The sequence below is a fragment of the Agrobacterium sp. 22-209-1 genome (assembly GCF_053522485.1).
Genome location: NZ_JBNWCH010000002.1, coordinates 203391 through 222095 on the forward strand (window position 1 = coordinate 203391; position 18705 = coordinate 222095).

General features: G+C 60.3%; 16 protein-coding genes. 10 read left to right on the forward strand and 6 right to left on the reverse strand.

Annotated features, from left to right (window positions below; genetic code table 11):
• Window positions 1-31: 31 nt before the first annotated feature.
• Both ACQZ48_RS05265 and mutL read right to left on the reverse strand, forming a co-directional pair.
• The gene (locus ACQZ48_RS05265) at window positions 32-253 is read right to left on the reverse strand and encodes a DUF2093 domain-containing protein (protein ID WP_191217032.1); all 222 of its coding nucleotides are present in this window, start codon (window positions 251-253) and stop codon (window positions 32-34) included.
• Between the two features lie 139 nt (window positions 254-392).
• A complete protein-coding gene (mutL, locus tag ACQZ48_RS05270) occupies window positions 393-2225 on the reverse strand; it encodes a DNA mismatch repair endonuclease MutL (RefSeq protein ID WP_137410960.1) in 1833 nt (610 codons plus the stop codon).
• Window positions 2226-2634: 409 nt separating this feature from the next.
• On the opposite strand from mutL, the gene ACQZ48_RS05275 reads away from it, so the two are divergent.
• The gene (locus ACQZ48_RS05275) at window positions 2635-4245 is read left to right on the forward strand and encodes a response regulator (protein WP_165691209.1); all 1611 of its coding nucleotides are present in this window, start codon (window positions 2635-2637) and stop codon (window positions 4243-4245) included.
• A gap of 85 nt (window positions 4246-4330) precedes the next feature.
• Window positions 4331-5683: a putative bifunctional diguanylate cyclase/phosphodiesterase gene (locus tag ACQZ48_RS05280; protein ID WP_077982856.1), complete on the forward strand. Its 1353-nt coding sequence runs from the start codon at window positions 4331-4333 to the stop codon at window positions 5681-5683.
• 134 nt (window positions 5684-5817) lie between these two features.
• Here the strand turns inward: ACQZ48_RS05280 and ACQZ48_RS05285 are convergent, their stop codons facing one another.
• From ACQZ48_RS05285 to ACQZ48_RS05300, 4 genes are read right to left on the reverse strand one after another with little or no spacing between them, the layout of a single operon-like run.
• Window positions 5818-6705, reverse strand: a complete 888-nt coding sequence (locus ACQZ48_RS05285; protein WP_191217031.1) for an SMP-30/gluconolactonase/LRE family protein — start codon at window positions 6703-6705, stop codon at window positions 5818-5820.
• Window positions 6706-6709: 4 nt separating this feature from the next.
• Window positions 6710-7339 carry a 2-dehydro-3-deoxy-6-phosphogalactonate aldolase gene (locus ACQZ48_RS05290; RefSeq protein WP_077982855.1) on the reverse strand — a complete coding sequence of 210 codons (630 nt, stop codon included), beginning with the start codon at window positions 7337-7339 and terminating at the stop codon, window positions 6710-6712.
• 15 nt (window positions 7340-7354) lie between these two features.
• Window positions 7355-8269, reverse strand: coding sequence for a 2-dehydro-3-deoxygalactonokinase (locus ACQZ48_RS05295; protein ID WP_448728642.1), 915 nt, complete (start codon window positions 8267-8269; stop codon window positions 7355-7357).
• Entirely contained in the window at window positions 8269-9051 is a 783-nt protein-coding gene (locus ACQZ48_RS05300) for an SDR family oxidoreductase (protein ID WP_191217029.1), read from the reverse strand. Before ACQZ48_RS05300 ends, ACQZ48_RS05295 begins: the two co-directional genes overlap by 1 nt.
• Window positions 9052-9122: 71 nt before the next feature.
• Here ACQZ48_RS05300 and ACQZ48_RS05305 point away from each other — a divergent pair, with 71 nt between their 5' ends.
• The 8 genes from ACQZ48_RS05305 to ACQZ48_RS05340 all read left to right on the forward strand — a co-directional run bounded on the left by ACQZ48_RS05305 (window position 9123) and on the right by ACQZ48_RS05340 (window position 18696).
• Window positions 9123-9992 carry an IclR family transcriptional regulator gene (locus tag ACQZ48_RS05305; protein WP_165691190.1) on the forward strand — a complete coding sequence of 290 codons (870 nt, stop codon included), beginning with the start codon at window positions 9123-9125 and terminating at the stop codon, window positions 9990-9992.
• 211 nt (window positions 9993-10203) lie between these two features.
• Window positions 10204-10944: a helix-turn-helix transcriptional regulator gene (locus ACQZ48_RS05310; RefSeq protein ID WP_448728643.1), complete on the forward strand. Its 741-nt coding sequence runs from the start codon at window positions 10204-10206 to the stop codon at window positions 10942-10944.
• Between the two features lie 78 nt (window positions 10945-11022).
• Complete coding sequence (locus ACQZ48_RS05315) at window positions 11023-12246, forward strand: CmpA/NrtA family ABC transporter substrate-binding protein (RefSeq protein WP_448728644.1); 1224 nt, start codon at window positions 11023-11025, stop codon at window positions 12244-12246.
• A 122-nt stretch (window positions 12247-12368) separates the two neighbouring features.
• Window positions 12369-13499 (forward strand): Mrp/NBP35 family ATP-binding protein, encoded by a 1131-nt coding sequence (locus tag ACQZ48_RS05320; protein WP_448728645.1) that lies wholly within the window; start codon window positions 12369-12371, stop codon window positions 13497-13499.
• Window positions 13500-13837: 338 nt separating this feature from the next.
• A complete protein-coding gene (locus ACQZ48_RS05325; RefSeq protein WP_162520479.1) occupies window positions 13838-14815 on the forward strand; it encodes a magnesium transporter CorA family protein in 978 nt (325 codons plus the stop codon).
• Window positions 14816-14830: 15 nt separating this feature from the next.
• Window positions 14831-16750 carry a potassium transporter Kup gene (locus ACQZ48_RS05330; protein WP_080791263.1) on the forward strand — a complete coding sequence of 640 codons (1920 nt, stop codon included), beginning with the start codon at window positions 14831-14833 and terminating at the stop codon, window positions 16748-16750.
• Between the two features lie 146 nt (window positions 16751-16896).
• Entirely contained in the window at window positions 16897-18060 is a 1164-nt protein-coding gene (locus ACQZ48_RS05335; RefSeq protein ID WP_162520480.1) for a cell wall hydrolase, read from the forward strand.
• A 270-nt stretch (window positions 18061-18330) separates the two neighbouring features.
• Entirely contained in the window at window positions 18331-18696 is a 366-nt protein-coding gene (locus ACQZ48_RS05340) for an AtpZ/AtpI family protein (RefSeq protein WP_137409855.1), read from the forward strand.
• Window positions 18697-18705: the final 9 nt, after the last annotated feature.

Genomic DNA, 18705 nt, shown 5'->3' on the forward strand with positions numbered 1-18705 from the left:
ACGCGCAATACTCAACGCGCCGCTTCCCAACTCACGCGGGCAGATCGCCAGCCTTCTTTTCGGCTTCCAGCGAAGCCGCCGCATCCACATAGGCCTCCTGCCGCGCCACGCTCCAGTAGCGCAGCTCATCGAGCGGAATGATCTTGGCCGTCATGGCGCAGATGACGTGCGAGCCGGTCTGGACGATGCGGAAGTCACCGTCGAGATATTCGATGACGGCGAGGCGGTTACCGCCTCCTTCAAATCTGTTCATCCGTTTTCGTCTCCTGCTCTGTCCTGTGAGCGCACCCAGTCCGAAACGGCGCAGCGTTTTCCTGAACAATTGGGTGCTCCAGTATCTCGAATTTATATAGCGCGGCGTGGCGCAAGGCCAGCCCCGCCTGCTTGCGGCGTCAGCTACGGCCGAAGAGCCGTTCTATATCGGAAAGTTTCAGTTCGATATAGGTCGGACGGCCGTGATTGCACTGGCCGGAACCCGGCGTGTTTTCCATTTGCCGCAGAAGCGCGTTCATCTCCTCCGGCCGCATGCGCCGGCCGGAACGCACGGAGCCGTGGCAGGCCATGGTGGCCGCGACATATTCCAGCTTGTTGGCAAGCGTTGAGGCTGCGTCCCATTCGGCGATCTCGTCAGCGAGCTGGCGCACCAGCCCCTGCACATTGACTTCGCCCAGCATGGCCGGCGTTTCCCGGACGGCGACGGCGCCCGGTCCGAAACGCTCGATGACGAGCCCGAGCGCATCGAAACCGGCGGCATGATCCATCAGCCGGTCGCAATCCTCTTCCGGCAGGTCGATGATCTCGGGGATGAGCAACACCTGCGAAGGCGGCCGCCTCGAATGCAGCGCATTGCGCATCTGTTCGAACACCAGCCGCTCATGCGCGGCATGCTGGTCGACGATGACGAGGCCGTTTTCCGTCTGCGCGATGATGTAGTTCTCGTGTAGTTGCGCCCGCGCCGCTCCGAGCGGATATAGCAAAGGTTCAGACGGGGGGCTTGCGGCGGTCTCGTCAGTGTCCCGAGGCTCGGCCCTCGCAGTCGGCATGGTGATGTCGGAAAAACGTGACTGCACCGCCTCGGCAAATTGCATGTCCCCGGAAACCGCAAGCGGGCGCGAAGGCGAGGTGGCAGCGGACCATGGCGCGGCGGCTGCTATGGAAGGCGAGGGCCGAAGGCCGGACGGGCTGTAGCCGGGGCGGAAGGCGTTCATCATCTGGCTCGCCCCCGTCGTCGCAGCCCTGTCGCCGTCGCGCGTCAGCGCCTGGCGGATCGCGCCGACGATCAGCCCGCGAATGAGGCCGGGATCGCGAAAACGCACGTCGGACTTTGCAGGATGCACGTTCACATCCACAAAGGCGGGGTCGAGCGTGATGGACAGCACCGCGACAGGATATCGCCCATGCGGCACGGTTTCGGCATAAGCGCCGCGAATGGCGGATAAAAGCAACTTGTCCTGCACCGGCCGGCCGTTGACGAAGACATATTGATGCGCCGAGTTGCCGCGATTGAAGGTCGGCACGCCGGCAAAACCGGAGAGCGTCACATCCTCGCGTCCGGCGTCGATCTCTATCGCATTGTCCTTGAACTCGGCGCCGAGAATTTGCGCCATGCGGGCCAGATGGTCATCGCCGGTGGAGGGGATTTCAAGCGTCGAACGATCGGTGCCCGATAGCACGAAACGAATATGCGGAAAGGCGATCGCCATGCGTTTGACGACCTCGGTGATCGCGGCCGCCTCCGCCCGTTCCGTCTTCAGGAATTTCAGCCGCGCGGGGGTGGCGAAGAACAGGTCCCGCACCTCGACGATGGTGCCGGCATTCGAAGCGGCGGGCCGGACATCGGACACCTTGCCGCCGGTGACGGAAATCACCGAACCCTGTTCAGCGCCCTGTTGCCGGCTGGTAATCGTCAGCTTGGCGACGGAGCCGATGGAGGGCAGCGCCTCGCCGCGAAACCCGAGCGTGCGGATATCGTCCAGCGTATCGGAAATTTTCGAGGTGCAGTGACGCCTGACCGCAAGCTCCAGATCGGCAGGCGACATGCCGGAACCGTTGTCGGTAATCCGCACCAGTCCCTTACCGCCGCCGGCCGTCGCGATCTCGATCCGCGTCGCGCCCGCGTCGATGGCGTTTTCCACCAGTTCCTTCGTGGCGCTGGAGGGTCTTTCGATGACCTCGCCGGCGGCGATCTGGTTGATAAGGGTTTCTGAAAGCTGCTTGATGGCCATGATCGTCATTTTCGCGGATTCGCTACGGCTTCGAAAGCAAAAAACTCGGGCTGCGGAAATTTGCACATGTTTTGCGGCCTGTCTGGCATTTGATCATTTCCGTCAACATGGCGCTAAGCGTTAATCCGCCTTTAATCGGCCTTGATTATGGTGAGGCGGCTTGAAATGACCGCAGGAACGGGGCCGCCTTCGCCGGGTGGCGTGTGACGTCGACTATGGGTGAGCGTCATCTTCCCCTCAAGACTGCTTCAAGTTGCAAACCCTGATGTCTCTTTTGCGGAATTTTTCGTTTCATCCCGGCATTTGCCCTGGACGATTCCACTAGAAACATAAGCCTGACCCCTGAAAAACAGGCGGGAGTTTGCAGTTGAGTGATTTGGCGTCCTCTGGCGCGGGCGTTCATACGGTGATGCTTGATGCCCTTTGCGACGCGCTTGGCGCGGCGATAGTCGTTTACGACCGGAACGATCACATTATTTTCGCAAGCCGGAAACTCCTCAGCTTTTTTCCACTGGAAGAGGCCGTTATCGGCCCGGGTGCGCGGCTGCGCGACTATCTGAGCGCGCTATATGATTGTTATCTGCTGGAAGCGGAAAGTCTTTCCGCCAATGCCCGCCCGCTCGGCCGGGAGGAATGGATCGGCGAACGCCTGGCGCTGCATTGGAAGGAAAGATCGGAAAAAACCGAACGGCTGAAGGGAGAGCGCTTCCTGCGCTTCGTCATGAACCGCCTGCCGTCCGGCCTCGGCATCAGCGTGGTTGCGGATATTTCCGAACAGAAGAAACGTGAAGAGCAATGGCGCATCGATCTCGAGCGCGTGCAGCTCATCGAGGACATTCTCGACAATCTGCCATTTCCCGTCTTCGTCAAGGATCGGAACATGGCCTATGCCGCTGTCAATAAATCCGCCTGTGCCCTTGTCGAGACAAGTCCCGAGAGCATTCTTGGCCGTACCGTTTTCGATCTCCACTCGCGCAAGGTTGCCGGACGGATCGATGTCGCCGATCGTATGGTGTTGGATAGCGGCGTGCCGAGCATCATCCCGGAAAGGGTGCGGCGTCTGAATGGCGAAGAGGTGCTGACCATCACCCGCAAGCAGCGTGTGGGCAGGCCCGGCCGATATTTTCTGGTAACGACGATGGAGGACGTGACCGCTCTCGCTACCATCGACGCCAACGGCACGCCCGTCATCCCCTCGCTCGAACATGTCCCCTTCGTCGCCTCCACCTATGGCAAGGACGAAGAGCCGGACAATCATGGCGGGGTATTAAAAAGCAAGGCAGTGCTGATCGTCTCTGCAAGCGGACATTTTGCGGAAGCCGCCGGTCGCCGGCTGACGGCGGGCGGCATGGACCATGCGGCGGTGACGAGTGAGGACGAACAGCGTGCCTTCATCGAGGTCGCAGCCTCCGCCGGGGTGAGCATCGATGTGGTGGTTGTCGATGCCCAAATGAGCGTTGCATGCCTCGATATTGCCTCGGCGCATGCCCTGCCCGTCGTCACTATCGAGGAAGAGGAGATTGAGGCCTCCCTGCTGCATTATCTCGCCGCTGCCTCCCCGAAGGAGAAAGCCGCTGACGAAGACTGGGAGATCATGACGGATGATCTGCCTGCAATCTTGAAGACCGGCGGTGTCTGCGAAATACTTCTCGTCGAGGACAACAGGGTTAACCAGATCGTCTTTTCGCAGATACTCGAAGGCCTTGGGCTTTCCTGGCGGCTCGCCACCTCGGGCGAAGAGGCGCTGCGGCTCTTTGCCGAACAGCCGCCTTCCGCCGTCCTGCTCGATACGACGCTGGGCGATATCGACGGCTTCGAAGTCGCCCGCCGCATGCGCAGCCTTGGCGGAGACAAGCACATTCCCATCGTCGGCGTCATCACCCACGCTTTCGAGGGCGATCTCGACAAATGCCGGGCATCCGGCATGGACGACATGCTTTTGAAACCCGTCAGCCCGGACATGGTCGAGGCGGTTTTCCTGCGGCTTTTCGGCAAGGACGGCTTGCGGCTACGGGCCTGAAATTGCCATTGCCGGAAGCTATGGCTTTTTTAATACTTGCACTGCATTGTGACCGCGGGCGACACAGGATTCACGAGATGCAGAAATGAAACGGGCAGAGCCGCAAACGTTGCAGGTCAGCCAGAACGAGCTGCAGGCGATGGCCTACAGCGACCCACTGACGGGGCTCGGCAACCGCTACCGTCTGCGGGACAAGATTCGTATGCTTGCCAGCGAGCGCTCCAGCGATCCGGCGCCCTTCACGGTCGGCATCGCCAATATAGACGGCTTCAAACCTATCAACGATCTGTTCGGCGTGCAGGCGGGCGATGAAATCCTCTGCCAGGTCGCGCACCGGCTGAAAGCCTGCATTCCCGACGGCGCGATCGTGACGCGCCATGACGGCGACGAGTTCGCCTTCGTGCTGCCGCTGGTCTTTGAGCGCATCGGCGCGGAACGCATTGGCAACATGATCAAGGACGTGCTTTCGGCCCCTTACGATCTCGGCGACCGCAACGTCCGTCTGTCCTCCTCCTTCGGTTTTGCCATCTATCCCTTCGCCGGCGATGAATTCGAGGATTTGCTGAAAAGCGCTGAAACAGCGCTTTATCGCTCAAAGAGACGCGGCCGCGGCCAGATCACCGTCTATTCGCGCGAAATCGCGCAGGAAATGAAGCGCGCCACGCAGCTGGAACAGGCGCTCAGAAACGCCATCATCACCGACGCCATCGACGTGCATTTCCAGCCCATCGTCAGACTGGAAGAGGCGAAGGTCATCGGTTTCGAGGCGCTCGCCCGTTGGAACGACCCGGATCTCGGCTTCGTATCGCCTGCCGTTTTCGTGCCGCTGGCAGAAGAGCGCGGCTTTATCGACGCACTGTCGGAAGCTTTGCTCCGAAAGGCGGCGGAGGCGGCCCTGTTCTGGCCGCGCGAGCTTTTCCTGTCTTTCAACCTCTCTTCCGCGCAATTGATGGACCCAAGCACGGCGGACAATATTTTGTCCATTCTCTCGCGTGTCGGCCTCGACCCGCACCGGCTGGAGCTTGAAATCACCGAAACGGCTGTCATGACGTCTGCCGATACCGCGCAGCGTATCATCAGCGAATTGCAGAGCGCGGGTGTTCGCATCTCCCTCGACGATTTCGGTACCGGCCAGTCCAGCCTCGGCCGCCTGAGGGATTTCACCTTCGACAAGGTGAAGATCGACCGCGCCTTTGTCTCGCGCATCAGCAGCGACCGCCCTTCCGAACATATCATCAAGGCCATCGTCGCCATGTGCGAAGGCCTCGATCTCGAGGTGGTGGCCGAGGGGATAGAAGAACGGGCGGAAGAGGAAAAGCTGCTCGCACTCGGCTGCGCCATGGGGCAGGGCTATTTCTACGGCCGCCCCGCCGACGCCGCCGCGACCCAGCGTTATCTGCACGAGAATTACCGCGAGATATTGTCGGATATTTCCTGATGCGGTGCGGCTTGGTCGTTACGCTTGTTGGAGAAAGCAGTATCTCAGCCGAGCTTGTGCGCGCCGGCGCATCCCCACAACCCTCATTCCTGTGACAAGCACAGGAATGAGAAGAGGTTGGCGGATGCCGCGCTTCACAACCGGTAAAGCGGCTCAAACCGGCCCTTGACGTCAACCCCCAGCTCGAACGTCAACCCATGCTGCGGATTGGTGGCAAGGGCGTCGTCGTCGAGATGTTCGCGCGCGGATGTCACGAGAAGGCGCGATGCGTCGGGGCCGATGAAGGCGGGGCAGGTCGTCTGTCCGCCGGGCACCTCATATCGGGCGATATGATTGCCGTCCGTGTCGTAACGATCCACGGCGCCCACGCCCCAGCGGGCGTTCCATATATGCCCTTCGGCATCGCAGACCGACCCGTCGATGCCGCCTTTGATACCCGTGGAATCGATGAAGACTTCAGCTTTGCCGGAGGGCAGGCCGGTCTCGGCATCGAGCGGCACCCGCATCAGCTTGTTTACCTTGGTATCGACGTAATATCCCGTCGCGCCATCGGGCGAGAAACAGATCGAATTCGGAATGCTGATCCCGGCAAACAGCTTGGTCACGGTGCCCTTCACGACATGATAGATGCTGCCCGCACCGGTCTCCGCCTTGCGGCCCATGGTGCCGATCCACAGCGCGCCGGAGGGGTGCATGCGCCCGTCATTGGAGCGGTTGTCGGGCAAATCCATTTCCAGCTCCGCATGCAGGGTCAGCACGCCGGTTGCCGTGTCGCGCAGGAAAAGCCCGTCATCGGAGGCGATCAGCTGCTTGCTGTCGCTGACCTTGGCGAGCGCACTGCCCATGAAGGGCAAAGCGTGCACGGTCTTGCGGCCGGAGGCGAGATGCAGCTCATGCAGTTCACGCTCGAGAATATTGAACCACCAGGCGGTGCCGGTCGCGGGGTCGAAAGTCGGGCCTTCGCCGAGCAGCATCGGCGTTTCGTCCAGAACGCGTCCGGTAAAGGGAAAAACAGTGGCCAAGCTCTTATCCTCCGATGGCAGCATCATAGGCTGAAAGTGTGACAGTAGCGCGTTCGCGCACCTCCGCCGCCGTCATGCCCGGCTTGTAAAGGCTGGTGCCAAGCCCGAAAGCCACGATACCGGCCGAGGTATATTCAGAAAAATTCTTGTCCGAGACGCCGCCGACGGCGGCGATGACCAGATCCTTCGGCAGAATCGTCCTGATGGCATTGATGCCGGCGGGGCCGATGATGCTGGCGGGGAAAAATTTGAGCCCGGTCGCACCGGCCTTCGCTGCCACCAGCGCCTCGGTGGGGGTGAGGACCCCCGGCATCGTCACCATGCCTTTTTCACGCGCAGCGGTAATGACCTCCGCATCGGCATTCGGGCTCACCATCAGCTTTCCACCGGCCGCATCCAGCGACGCCACGTCTTCAACGCTGAGCACGGTGCCGGCTCCGATCAGGCAATCGGCGGGCGCCATCTTCGCGGCGATCTCGATGGAGCGGAACGGATCGGGCGAGTTCAGCGGAATTTCAATGGCGCGGAAGCCGGTTTCGATCAGCGCGCCGACGACGCCTTCGGTTTCCTCGGGTTTCAGGCCGCGCAGAATGGCGATCAGCGGATATTGGATGGAAGGGAAGGGAATACGCATGGTCGATCTTTCTTCTTATGGCCAGATGGCATTTGCAGCGGCCAGCAATCCGCGCCGCACGGCCTCGTCTGCATCAATGACCGTATAGTGGATATCAAGGGCGGTGAAGGCGCCTTCGTAAAGCGCGCCGAGTGCACCGGAGCCGATCAGCACCACCGGTGTCTCGCGCCGGGCGGTGGAATGCGCGCCGGCGATTTCCAGCCCGATCATGATACCGGACAGCTTGGCCTTGGCGTCGGTGGCGGTGAGGCCGTGCAGCAACTGGCCGGAGCGAAGGGTGAAAAAGCGATTGGTCGCAAGCTGCGGATTGGCATAGATGTCGCGCACCGCCGCCGTGAAAGCCTCATGCTCGCCGGTAAAGGCTTCGGCCTCGGCCACCGCATGGGAAAGGATCGTCTGTTTCGAGACGACTTCGAAGAGCTCGCCGGTCATGAACGTGGCGAAGCCGGTCACGCCGCCACCCTTCACGGTCACCCATTTGGAATGGGTGCCGGGCATACAGACGAGTTTTTCACCGGCATCCGAGGAGGCGAGAGCGCCGAGCAATTGCGTTTCCTCGCCGCGCATGACGTCGGGCGCGGTTTTGTCCCGCTGCGCCAGCCCCGGCAGAATGCGCACATCCCGCGCCTGGCCCGGCACACGAACCGCGCCGCCTGGAACCGCCGAAAGCGACGCCGGCACGTCGATATAACCCGCCTCGACCCAGCCCTGCCGCGCCCCTGCCATGCCGCAGACGATAACCGGCAGATCTTCCGGCGCGCCGATGGCGTCGAGATGCGATTGCAGTACGTCGGCAAAACCGGTCCGCATGGCGGTCGTCATACCTTCCGTGCTTCTGCGCTCCGCCAGCACCGCGCCCGATCGGCTCATGAGCCAGAGCCGGAAACTGGTCGTACCCCAGTCGACGGCGATGAAAGCGGGTTCAGACATTATAGAAGGCCTCCGTCTACGATTATGGATTGCGCCGTGATGGCGCCCGATGCCGATGATGCGAGAAACAGGCACGGGCCCGAGAGATCGGCAGCGATGAGCGTGCGTTTCAGGCATTGCCGCGCGGTGGTGGCGGCAATGCCCTCATCCGTCAGCCAAAGTTCCTTCTGCCGCTCCGTCACGATCATGCCGGGCAAAAGCGTGTTGACGCGGATGTTTTCCGGGCCCAGCCGGCCTGCCAGGCTTTTCGTCAGCCCGATGATACCGGCCTTGGCCGCCGCATAGGAGGGCAGATCGCCCATATTGAGCAGAAACGAGATGGATGAAAAATTGACGATGGATGCGTCTTTCGCCTGCCGGAGATAGGGCAGGGCTGCCTGAACCGTGAAGAACATCTGCTTCAGATTGACCGCCTGATTGGCGTCCCAATAGGCCTCCGTCACCGTGTCTATGTCGTGGCGGTCGTCCCAGGCGGCGTTATTGACCAGTACCTTGATCCCGCCGGTGGCGGAGGCCGCCGCCTCCACCGTCTTTCCGACCGCCGCAATATCGCGAAGGTCGGTCTTGAAGAAGTGAACCGGATGCGGCGCCGTTGTCGCAAGCCGCTTGACGAGCGCCAGACTTGGTTCTTCGGCGATGTCGATGAAAGAAACCTTCGCGCCTTGCATCGCAAAGGCTTCCACCAACGATGCTCCGATGCCGGAACCGCCGCCGGTGACTAGCACGCCCGCATCCTTGAGGTCCGGAAATTGGGCTTGCGTCATCGGCATCATCTCGTCCATGAAAGGCTTGCTTGTTCCAATATTTGGAACTAGATTTTACTAAATGGAATTATTCTCTTGGCGTCACACTTATGTCAAGGCAGATGACGGTGGATGTTGCCATGCCCGATAATAAAAAGCCCAATGGACAAAAGCCTGATGCGGTTCCAATGGCGCAGCGGAAGGCCGGCGTTGAGACGGGCACGCTCGGCAAAGCTGTCTCGCTGCTGGAGCTGATCGCCTTTGCTGAAAAACCGATGCGCTTTACCGATGTGGTCGAAGCTTGTGGCCAGCCGCGCGGCACGGTTCACCGCCAGCTCGCCCATCTCGTTGCCGAAGGCCTTGTCGATCACGCTGCCGATCAGACCTATGCCGTGGGGCTGAGGTTGCTGCAACTGGCCGCGAAAGCCTGGAGCGGTAACGACCTGCGCAGCGTCGCGGCACCCCATCTGGCGGCCTTGCAGGCGGTGACGCAGGAGTCGGTGCATCTCGCGGTGCTGAACGGCGGACAGGTCACCTATCTGGACAAGATGGAGGGCCGGCACACATTGCGCATGCATTCGCAGGTCGGCAAAACCTCCCCAGCCTATTGCACCGGCGTGGGCAAGGCGGCGCTGTCGCTGCTCTCCGCCGACGATCTGGCGCAGCTGGCCGCGGAACTGGATTTTCATCGCTTCACGGAAAGCACGGTCACGACGCCGGAAGCGCTGATGAGGGAAGTGGCGACAATTCGAGACAACGGCTACGGTTTTGACCTTCAGGAGCACGAGATCGGAATTCACTGCGTTGCCGCACCGGTCCGGGCGCCCGGCCGCAATTTTCGCGCGGCGATTTCCGTCACCGGTCCGGCCTATCGCGTGGATGTGGAACAGCTTCGCAAATGGGGGCCCCTGGTGCGCGAAACCGCCGACAGAATTTCCGACGATCTTGCCTGCAGATTGTCCCCGGTGGCGGATGGTTGAGGAAAACGAAGACTTCTGACCCGTGGATTTTACGGGGTGAAACTGCCGGCCTCGCATCCATTCAGACACGTTCAATATTATTTTCGACTATTCTGAATTAAGTTTTCAACTTTCGTTTGCATGAATCGTTTTGGTGAGTAACATCCGCAACAATTTCCGGGCAAGGGCAGGCCTTTGCGGCGGCATTTCTCATTCTCGAAGAACAGCTTTGATGCAAAAAACAGAGGCGGCCGCCGTTCAGTCGATTGGTGTTGATTGCGTTCGCGAGATCGCCGGTCTGAACACGCAATTCGATATATTCCGGTTCCTGAAACGGCTGACGGAAGCCTGGGAATTCAAGGCTTTCATGGTTCTTGACCTGTCGTCGGAAGCGGCGAGCGAATTGTCGCAATATACGATCATCACCAGCTGGCCGGCGGAGCTTCTGCAGCGTTACGATGAAGAGGGCATGCTGCAAAACAGCCGGGTGATGGCGCAGTTGAAAAAATCGACCGTTCCCTTTTCCGTCTCAATGGATTTTCTGGTCGGAGGCGAGGGAGAAATCGCCAGGAAAACCGTGATCAACCTTTTAGAACGTTTCGAGATGATCAATTCGGTCTGGTTTCCCGTTCACGACATTACCATGCGACGCGGCGCGGTATCTTTTTCCGGCAACAAGACGACCGTGGCCACCAGCCGGCTTGCCGAGCTTTTATATATTTCCAGCCATGTCTTCGCCCGGCTGTCTGAAATCCGCCGGCTCGATCTCAGGGTCCCCGAAACACTGAGCGAGCGGGAGATCGACTGCCTGAACTGGACCGCCGCTGGCAAGACCAGCGCCGAAATCGCTGAAATCATGATGCTGTCGGAACATACCATCAATCATTACCTGAACCGCGCGACGAAAAAACTCGACACGGTCAACCGCACCCAGGCCGTCGCAAAAGCGCTGCGGGTCGGCCTGATAAAATAGCGAAACCGTAATTTTATCATTGTGATAAACCGTTTCCTGGGCGATCCTCTTTTCGAATCACCGGAAAGGAGAAATCGTTTGCCGGAACGGCATAGGGTAAAAGCAGGATTTTCTCCGACTATCGATTGCGCCGTGCTGATAGCCGCTGCCGAAAAAGGCTTTGCTGCCGATGAAGGCATAGAACTTGAACTTTTCCGAAAACAGTCCGCCCGCGCCGTGCTTGCGGCGCTTGGCGAGGATGGCGTTCACGTCGCGCACCTGCCCGCCCCGGTTCCGGTCGGCTCGGCTGTCGGCCTCGACGATCTGCCCGCCGATATTGTCGGCGTTTTCACGCTTTCCCTCGGCGGATCGGCGACGACCGTTTCCCACGGATTTTATAACGAACTCTACCGCGAAGGGCTGAAGTTACCGGACCCGGCGGCTTTTGGACGCGCCATGGCCCGTGTCTGCGCCGCGCGCCGGGCAGCGGGCGGAAATCCGCCGGTCTTTGCGGTCGAAGATATCGTCTCTACGCCTTTTTATACCCTGCGTTACCTGCTCGGAAGCTGCGGCGTGCTGCTCGGCCGGGATATGGAAATCGTCGAGGCGCTGCCGAAGGCCATGCCCGCGCTCCTGGAAAGCGGCAAGGTCGATGCGCTCTGTACCGCCGAGCCGGCGGGCAGCGCCGTGGTGCTCGGCGGCGCGGGGCGTATCGTCACCACCGGGGCGTTGATCTGGCGCAATGCGCCGGAAAAGATGCTGGCCGCGAAGAAGCGCTGGGCGGAGGAGAACCCAGCCCTGCTAGAAGGGCTGCTGCGCGCCCTCTACCGCGCCGGCGAATGGTGCGCCAATACCGCCAATATCGAGGAACTGGCCGGCATCCTCGCCGCTCCTCAATATATGGATGAGAACGGTGAATTCCTGCTGCCGGCGTTGACGGGCTATATTTCCACCTCGCAGAAGGACATGCAGCGCTTTCAGGAATTTTTCGTGACGAGCGCCAAGGCCGCCAATTTTCCATGGCAGAGTCAGGCCCTGTGGTTCTTCAGCCAGATGCTGCGCTGGGGCGAGGTTTCCGCCGATTACCGGTTCGATCCCGCCATGGTGGAGGCGGCCCGTAACGCCTACCGGCCGGATATTTTCCGCAAAGCGATGAAGCCGCTTTTTGCGCCGGTGCCGGGCGCAAATCTGAAGCTTGAGGGCACGTTGCGTGAGCCTGTTCATGTCGGCGCATCGCGCACGGGTCTGGTGCTGGGCCCCGACTGCTTTTTCGACGGTCATGTTTTCGACCCGGAAACGCTGGAGATGGACGACGAGATCTGAAGCCGCAGCGTCAAATCGTCGCGAATGCCTGACTGTTGTCGCGCTTTGGCATTGGCGAAGCGCTCCGGCTTGTCTATGGATGGCACGCAATACCCGGTCGGATGATGAAGCGGAGCAGGAATATGGCAGATGTCAGCAGGAGCCAGGTGGAAAAGGCGCTGGAAGCGGTGGTCTATCCCGGCAGCGGCAAGAGCATCGTCGCACTCGGCATGGTCTCGGAAATTTTCATCGCCGATGCGAAGGCCTATTTCTCGATCACCGTCCCGGCCGACAGGGCTGCGGCGATGGAGCCGTTACGGCTTGCCGCCGAACAGGCGGCCAAGGGCGTTGAGGGCATCGTCGGCGCGGTCGTGGCGCTGACGGCCGACCGCAAGCCTGGCCAGCAGCAGCCCGCCCCGGCGCGCCCCGCCGCCGCAACCGGCCGGCCGACCACTCAGCCCGGCTCGTCAAAGGTCGGCGTGCCGGGGGTCAAATCCATCATCGCCGTGGCCTCGGGCAAGGGCGGGGTGGGCAAGTCGACGACCGCCGTCAATCTGGCGCTCGGCCTCCAGTCGCTCGGCCTCAAGGTCGGCATGCTCGATGCCGATATTTATGGCCCCTCGCTGCCGCGGCTGCTGAAAATTTCCGGCCGTCCGAAGCAACAGGAAGACCGCATCATCCTCCCCATGGAGAATTACGGACTGAAGGTCATGTCCATGGGCTTTCTGGTGGATGAGGAAGCCGCGATGATCTGGCGCGGGCCGATGGTGCAGTCCGCCCTGATGCAGATGCTGCGCGAAGTGGCCTGGGGCGAAATGGATGTGCTGGTGCTGGACATGCCGCCCGGCACCGGCGATGCGCAGCTTACCATCGCCCAGCAGGTGCCGCTCGCCGGCGCCGTCATCGTTTCCACGCCGCAGGATCTGGCGCTCTCCGATGCGCGCAAGGGCGTCACCATGTTCCGCAAGGTGGAAGTACCGCTGCTGGGCGTCATCGAGAATATGAGCTATTTCATCGCGCCCGATACCGGTGCGCGTTACGATATTTTCGGTCATGGCGGCGCGAAGGCTGAAGCGGAAAGGATCGGCGTTCCGTTTCTCGGCGAAGTGCCGCTCACCATATCCATCCGCGAAATGTCAGATGCCGGAACGCCGGTCGTCGCCGCAGAACCCGATGGCCCGCAGGCCGCAGTCTACCGCGATATCGCGCAAAAAGTCTGGGCGCGCATCGGTGCAAGCGAGCAAAAAGCCGCCCCGAGGATTGTTTTCGAATAACACCCCAGCCATGGGGCAAAGCCGGACAGGGTTTCTTCTTCCTCGATAGTCGTTTGAAAACATAACATTAAACGGAAGTATCCGAAAGCATTTCCGGATTTGAGATCCAGAAATGCTTCGCCTGCAATGCTGTCGAGAAAAAATATTGCTTGATTGCGTCTCGCTTTGGGCGCATACGCCTGCGCCGTTTGGCTCTTGGTCCATCGGGCCGGCGAGATTGTCAAAATCCCGCCTGTTCCGACGGTCCCTGAAGTGTCGTCCAAAGGTTTGCCGAGCGCAAACAGGATATGTTAAGCAGCATTGCGGCTGAAGCCTGCAATGTGGAGCGGAGAAACGGATTGATAAAAGCCTATCGCGCCAATTGCGAGGCGATCAGCCTGTCGTCAGACGACGGCTCCGGACAGGTCCCCGACGACATCGTCTGGATCGATCTCGTCGATCCGGACAGGGCGGAAGAGCAACATGTGGAAAAGCTGCTGGGGCTCGATCTGCCCACCCGTGAGGATCTGAAGGATATCGAACCTTCCAGTCGGCTTTATATGGAAGACGGTAATGTCTTCATGACCGCCTCTCTGGTGTGGAAGGCGGATTCGGACGATCCCCGCCTCACCGACGTCGCCTTCATCCTTGCCGGCAAGCGTCTGGTGACAATCCGTTACGCCGAGCCGAAATCCTTCCATCTCTTCACCGCCGCCATCACGCGCGTTCCGCATGAGATGCGCAGCGGCGCGGCGCTGCTCCTGAAGCTGCTCGAAACCATCGTCGACCGCACGGCGGAGATTCTCGAAAACTCGGTTACGGGGATCGACAATCTCGCCGCCGATATTCTCGGCAGCCAGGCTCGTTCCAAACGCAAGGCGCCGCGCTATCTCGAAGACCGCCTCGGCAACATCGCCGCCTATCACCGGCTGATATCGAAGGTCCGCGTGAGCCTTGCATCGCTGGCGCGCCTTCAGACCTTTCTGTCCACCAGCGATCAGGTGCGCGAGGACAAGGGCGCGCGGGAGCAGGGCAAGTCGATCGGGCGCGATATCCAGTCGCTGAATGAACATGCCTCCTTCGTTTCCGGCAATCTGACCTTTCTCTTGGACGCCTCGCTCGGGATCATCAATATCGAGCAGAACGGCATCATCAAGATTTTTTCCATCGCGTCGGTGGTGTTCCTGCCACCCACGCTGGTGGCCTCCATTTACGGAATGAACTTTCAGCTCATGCCGGAGTTGAGCTGGACATTTGGTTATCCGCTTGCGCTGATCGTCATGGTGATGTCCGCGATCATTCCGTTTCTCTTTTTTCGTTGGAAGGGCTGGCTCTGAGGAGCCAGGATCATCATGTCTCAAATCGTCGACAAGGATGTTGCCGAGAAACCGGATGCGGATGACAAGCATCAGAACAAAGGGCTTTATGCCGCGATCCTTGGTTCCATCGGCGTCGTCTATGGTGATATCGGCACCAGCCCGCTCTACGCCTTCCGCGAAGCCCTTCGGCCGATCGCCTATGACGGCGTGACGCAGGAAGAAGTCATCGGCCTCACGTCCCTGATGATCTGGGCTTTGACGATCATCGTGACGTTCAAATACATCACGCTTCTTCTGCGTGCGGACAATGACGGCGAGGGCGGAACGCTCTCGCTGCTGGCGCTGCTGATGAAGACGGCGGGCACCCACCGCAGCGTTCTCATCGTGCTCGGCCTCATCGGCGCGGCGTTGTTTCTGGGCGACGCCATGATCACGCCGGCGCTATCGGTGCTTTCGGCGGTGGAAGGCCTGAAGCTCGTCACGCCGGAAATGGACGCCTTCATCATTCCGATTTCCGTCGGCATCCTCATCGGCCTCTTCGCCATCCAGTCCCACGGCACGGGCACGGTGGCGAAATTCTTCGGACCGATCACCGCCGTCTGGTTCATCGTCATGGGTCTGGCCGGTCTTCTTCATATCGCCGATGACTTCAGCATCCTCTTCGCCTTCAATCCGTGGCATGCGGTGGAATTTCTGGCCAATGAAGGTTTCTACGGCGTCGTCGTGCTCGGCGCGGTCTTCCTGACGATCACGGGGGCGGAAGCGCTTTACGCCGATCTCGGCCATTTCGGCCGTCGTCCCATCCAGTGGGCGTGGTTCTGTCTGGTTTTCCCGGCATTGACGCTGAATTATCTCGGGCAGGGCGCGCTGGTGCTGAAAGACCCGGCGGCGATGTCCAATCCCTTCTATCTGATGTTCCCGCAATGGGCGATCCTGCCGGCCGTCATTCTGGCAACCGCCGCCACCATCATCGCCAGCCAGGCGGTCATAACGGGCGCGTTTTCGCTCGTGCGCCAGGCGATCCATCTCGGTTATCTGCCGCGCATGGAAATCCTCTTCACCTCGGAAACCAATACGGGGCAGATTTACCTTCCGGCCGTCAACACCATCCTCTTGTTCGGCGTCGTCGCACTGGTCATCACCTTCAAGAGTTCGGATGCGCTTGCCACCGCCTACGGTATTTCCGTGACCGGCGCGATGGTCGTCACCAGCCTGATGTTCTTCGAATTCGTGCGCAAGCGCTGGAAATGGTCGATCTGGCTGGCGCTTGCGGTGCTGACGCCGCTTCTGCTGCTGGAACTGATCTTCCTCGGAGCGAACCTCCTGAAGATCCACGACGGCGGTTATGTGCCGGTGTTGTTGGCCATCGCCTTCACCATCATCATGACCACATGGCAGCGCGGCTCAAAGATACTCTTTGCCAAGACCCGCCGCATCGATGTGCCGCTGAAGGCCTTCGTCGCCTCGGTGGAAAAGGAGAGCGCCCATGCGCCGGTGCGTGTGCCCGGCACGGCAATCTTCCTTACCGGCGATCCCGAGACGGCGCCGGCGGCGCTGTTGCACAATCTCAAACATAACCACGTCCTTCACGACAAGAACGTCATCCTGACGATCCGCACCGAGGACCAGCCGCGCGTCCACCCCGAAGAGCGTTATACGCTGACGAAGCTGAGCGACCGTTTTGCCGTGGTCGAATTGCATTTCGGCTTTATGGAGACGCAGAATGTCACCCAGGCGCTGGGCTATCTGAGACGCACCGGCTACAAGTTCGACATCATGTCGACCTCGTTTTATCTCGGCCGCCGCAAGCTGGTGCCGGATCCGAAATCCGGCATGCCGGGCTGGCAGAACCGCCTGTTCATCGCGCTCGCCGAAACCGCCGCCGATCCCTCGGATTATTTCCGCCTTCCGGCCAACCGCGTGGTGGAGCTGGGTTCGCACGTCGTCGTGTGACTATTAGAAGATGGTTACACATTAACGTGAATCCGCGTCCGCGCGCGGCGTTAACCAAGCATCAAGGTTAATAAGAGATTCTCGAACACCTGTAGCAAATTTGGTTGTCGGTGTTCGGAGTGCTGGTTTTGCGTTCGAAAAGAGTAATGCGTCGTCGGTCCCCCGTGTCCCGTGAGGCGTGGGCGTCAAAATGGACCTCGCCCGTCGTCTTCGGCCTTGCCGCCTGGCTCGTTTTTCCCTCCCTCGCTGCGCGCGCGGATCTGGCCTCGCTTCTGGCCGGTCTGGATAATGGCGGCGAGCAATGGCGCATGGTGCTGACGGCGTCTCCGGCGGGCTCGGTGCACAATGCCTCGCTCACCTTCAACGATGCCGCAGGGGAGGCGGCGCTGCACGGCGGCGGCATGACCCTGCCCAATGGCAGCAAGGTCGCTTTCGTCACCAATAAGAAGGGCGAGGCAACGACGCCCGACAGCGAGCGCGTCAACCGCGCCGCCAAGAAGGGTCGTGTCGTCGCCACCGAAATCATGCAGCCGCCCAAGGCTTTCACCGCCGGTTCCGTCTTGCAGCGCACCAGCATGCTGGACATCGAGCCGCTGAAGCGTAAGGACCGCACCGCTTTCGTCAAACCGAAGCGTGGCAAGGACGTGGAACTCGCCTCCTTCTATTTCCGTCGCGAGGAAAAGAAGGCGGACAGAAGCGTCTCGCCGATGCTGGCCGAACTCATCAACAATCGTACGCCGGATATTCTGGCCACGGCCTATGCGCCGGCCGAACCGGATTTCGCCCGCGAGTCACCCTTCGACGCCATTCTCAAGAAGCCCGACGCCGGCCGTTTCGTGCCGCAAATCGCCGAGGGCGACCACGCCTGGGCGGCCACCCCTTTGCCCGCCGCCGTATTTTCGGCAGCCGAACAACAATGCCTCGCCTCCGGCATCTATTTCGAGGCGCGCGGAGAATCGGTGAAGGGACAGGCGGCGGTCGCACAGGTCATCCTCAACCGCGTGCGCAATCCCGCCTATCCGAAAACCATCTGCGGTGTCGTTTACCAGAACAAGGACTGGCGCAACCGCTGCCAGTTTTCCTTCGCCTGCGACAATATCAAGGATCGCGTGAATTCCGAACGCCACTGGAAAATGGCGCGCGAAGTGGCAATGGCCACAACGGCTGGCAAAATCTGGTTGAAGGAAGTGGGATCGGCAACCCACTATCACGCCGTTTATGTGCGTCCCGCCTGGGGTCGCACGATGAAAAAGGTCGGCAGGATAGGTTTGCACGTGTTTTACCGTACCTATGGCGGCGGCTGGAGCTGATACCACCGCCAATTTGTCGCATTTTGCGTGTCAAAAATGCCGATTCCCTGGGGAAACATCGTCGCCAAACCGCGATTTGATGTCAAGCCGTTGTTTTTGCATGATTAATTTGTGTCGAAACAACCGTCGACAGTGCCTTGACTAGAGAAGCCCCTAAAACTATGTTGCGCGCGACTTCAGAGCGGGCTGGAACAGGCTTAATCCGTCACCGTTTACAACTCCAAAGGGTTCTGGCATGGCTGGAACGGAGAAAATGGGTGGGATTTTAAGATGACTGGCAACCGTGGCGATAGTCTGGACGAGCGTCGCAAGCGCCTAGCCGATGAGTTGGCGAAGGTGAAGGCGGAGGATGAGGCGGAAGTGAGGGCGGAGACCAACGCTGCGGAAAACCGGAAAGGTTTTGCGATGGCGGTCAAGCTCTCATCGGAGTTCATTTCTGCCATCGTGGTCGGCGCTATGCTGGGTTATCTTCTGGACTATTTTGCCGGCACGACGCCGTGGGGGATGATCGTTCTTCTTCTTCTCGGTTTCTGCGCAGGCGTATTGAATGTGTTGCGCTCCACGGGCGCGGTGGCCAAGCCGCCGCTACTTGAGAAGGCGGACAGACAGGATGAGGGTGGAAAAGGCGGCCTTTAGGCTGTTTTT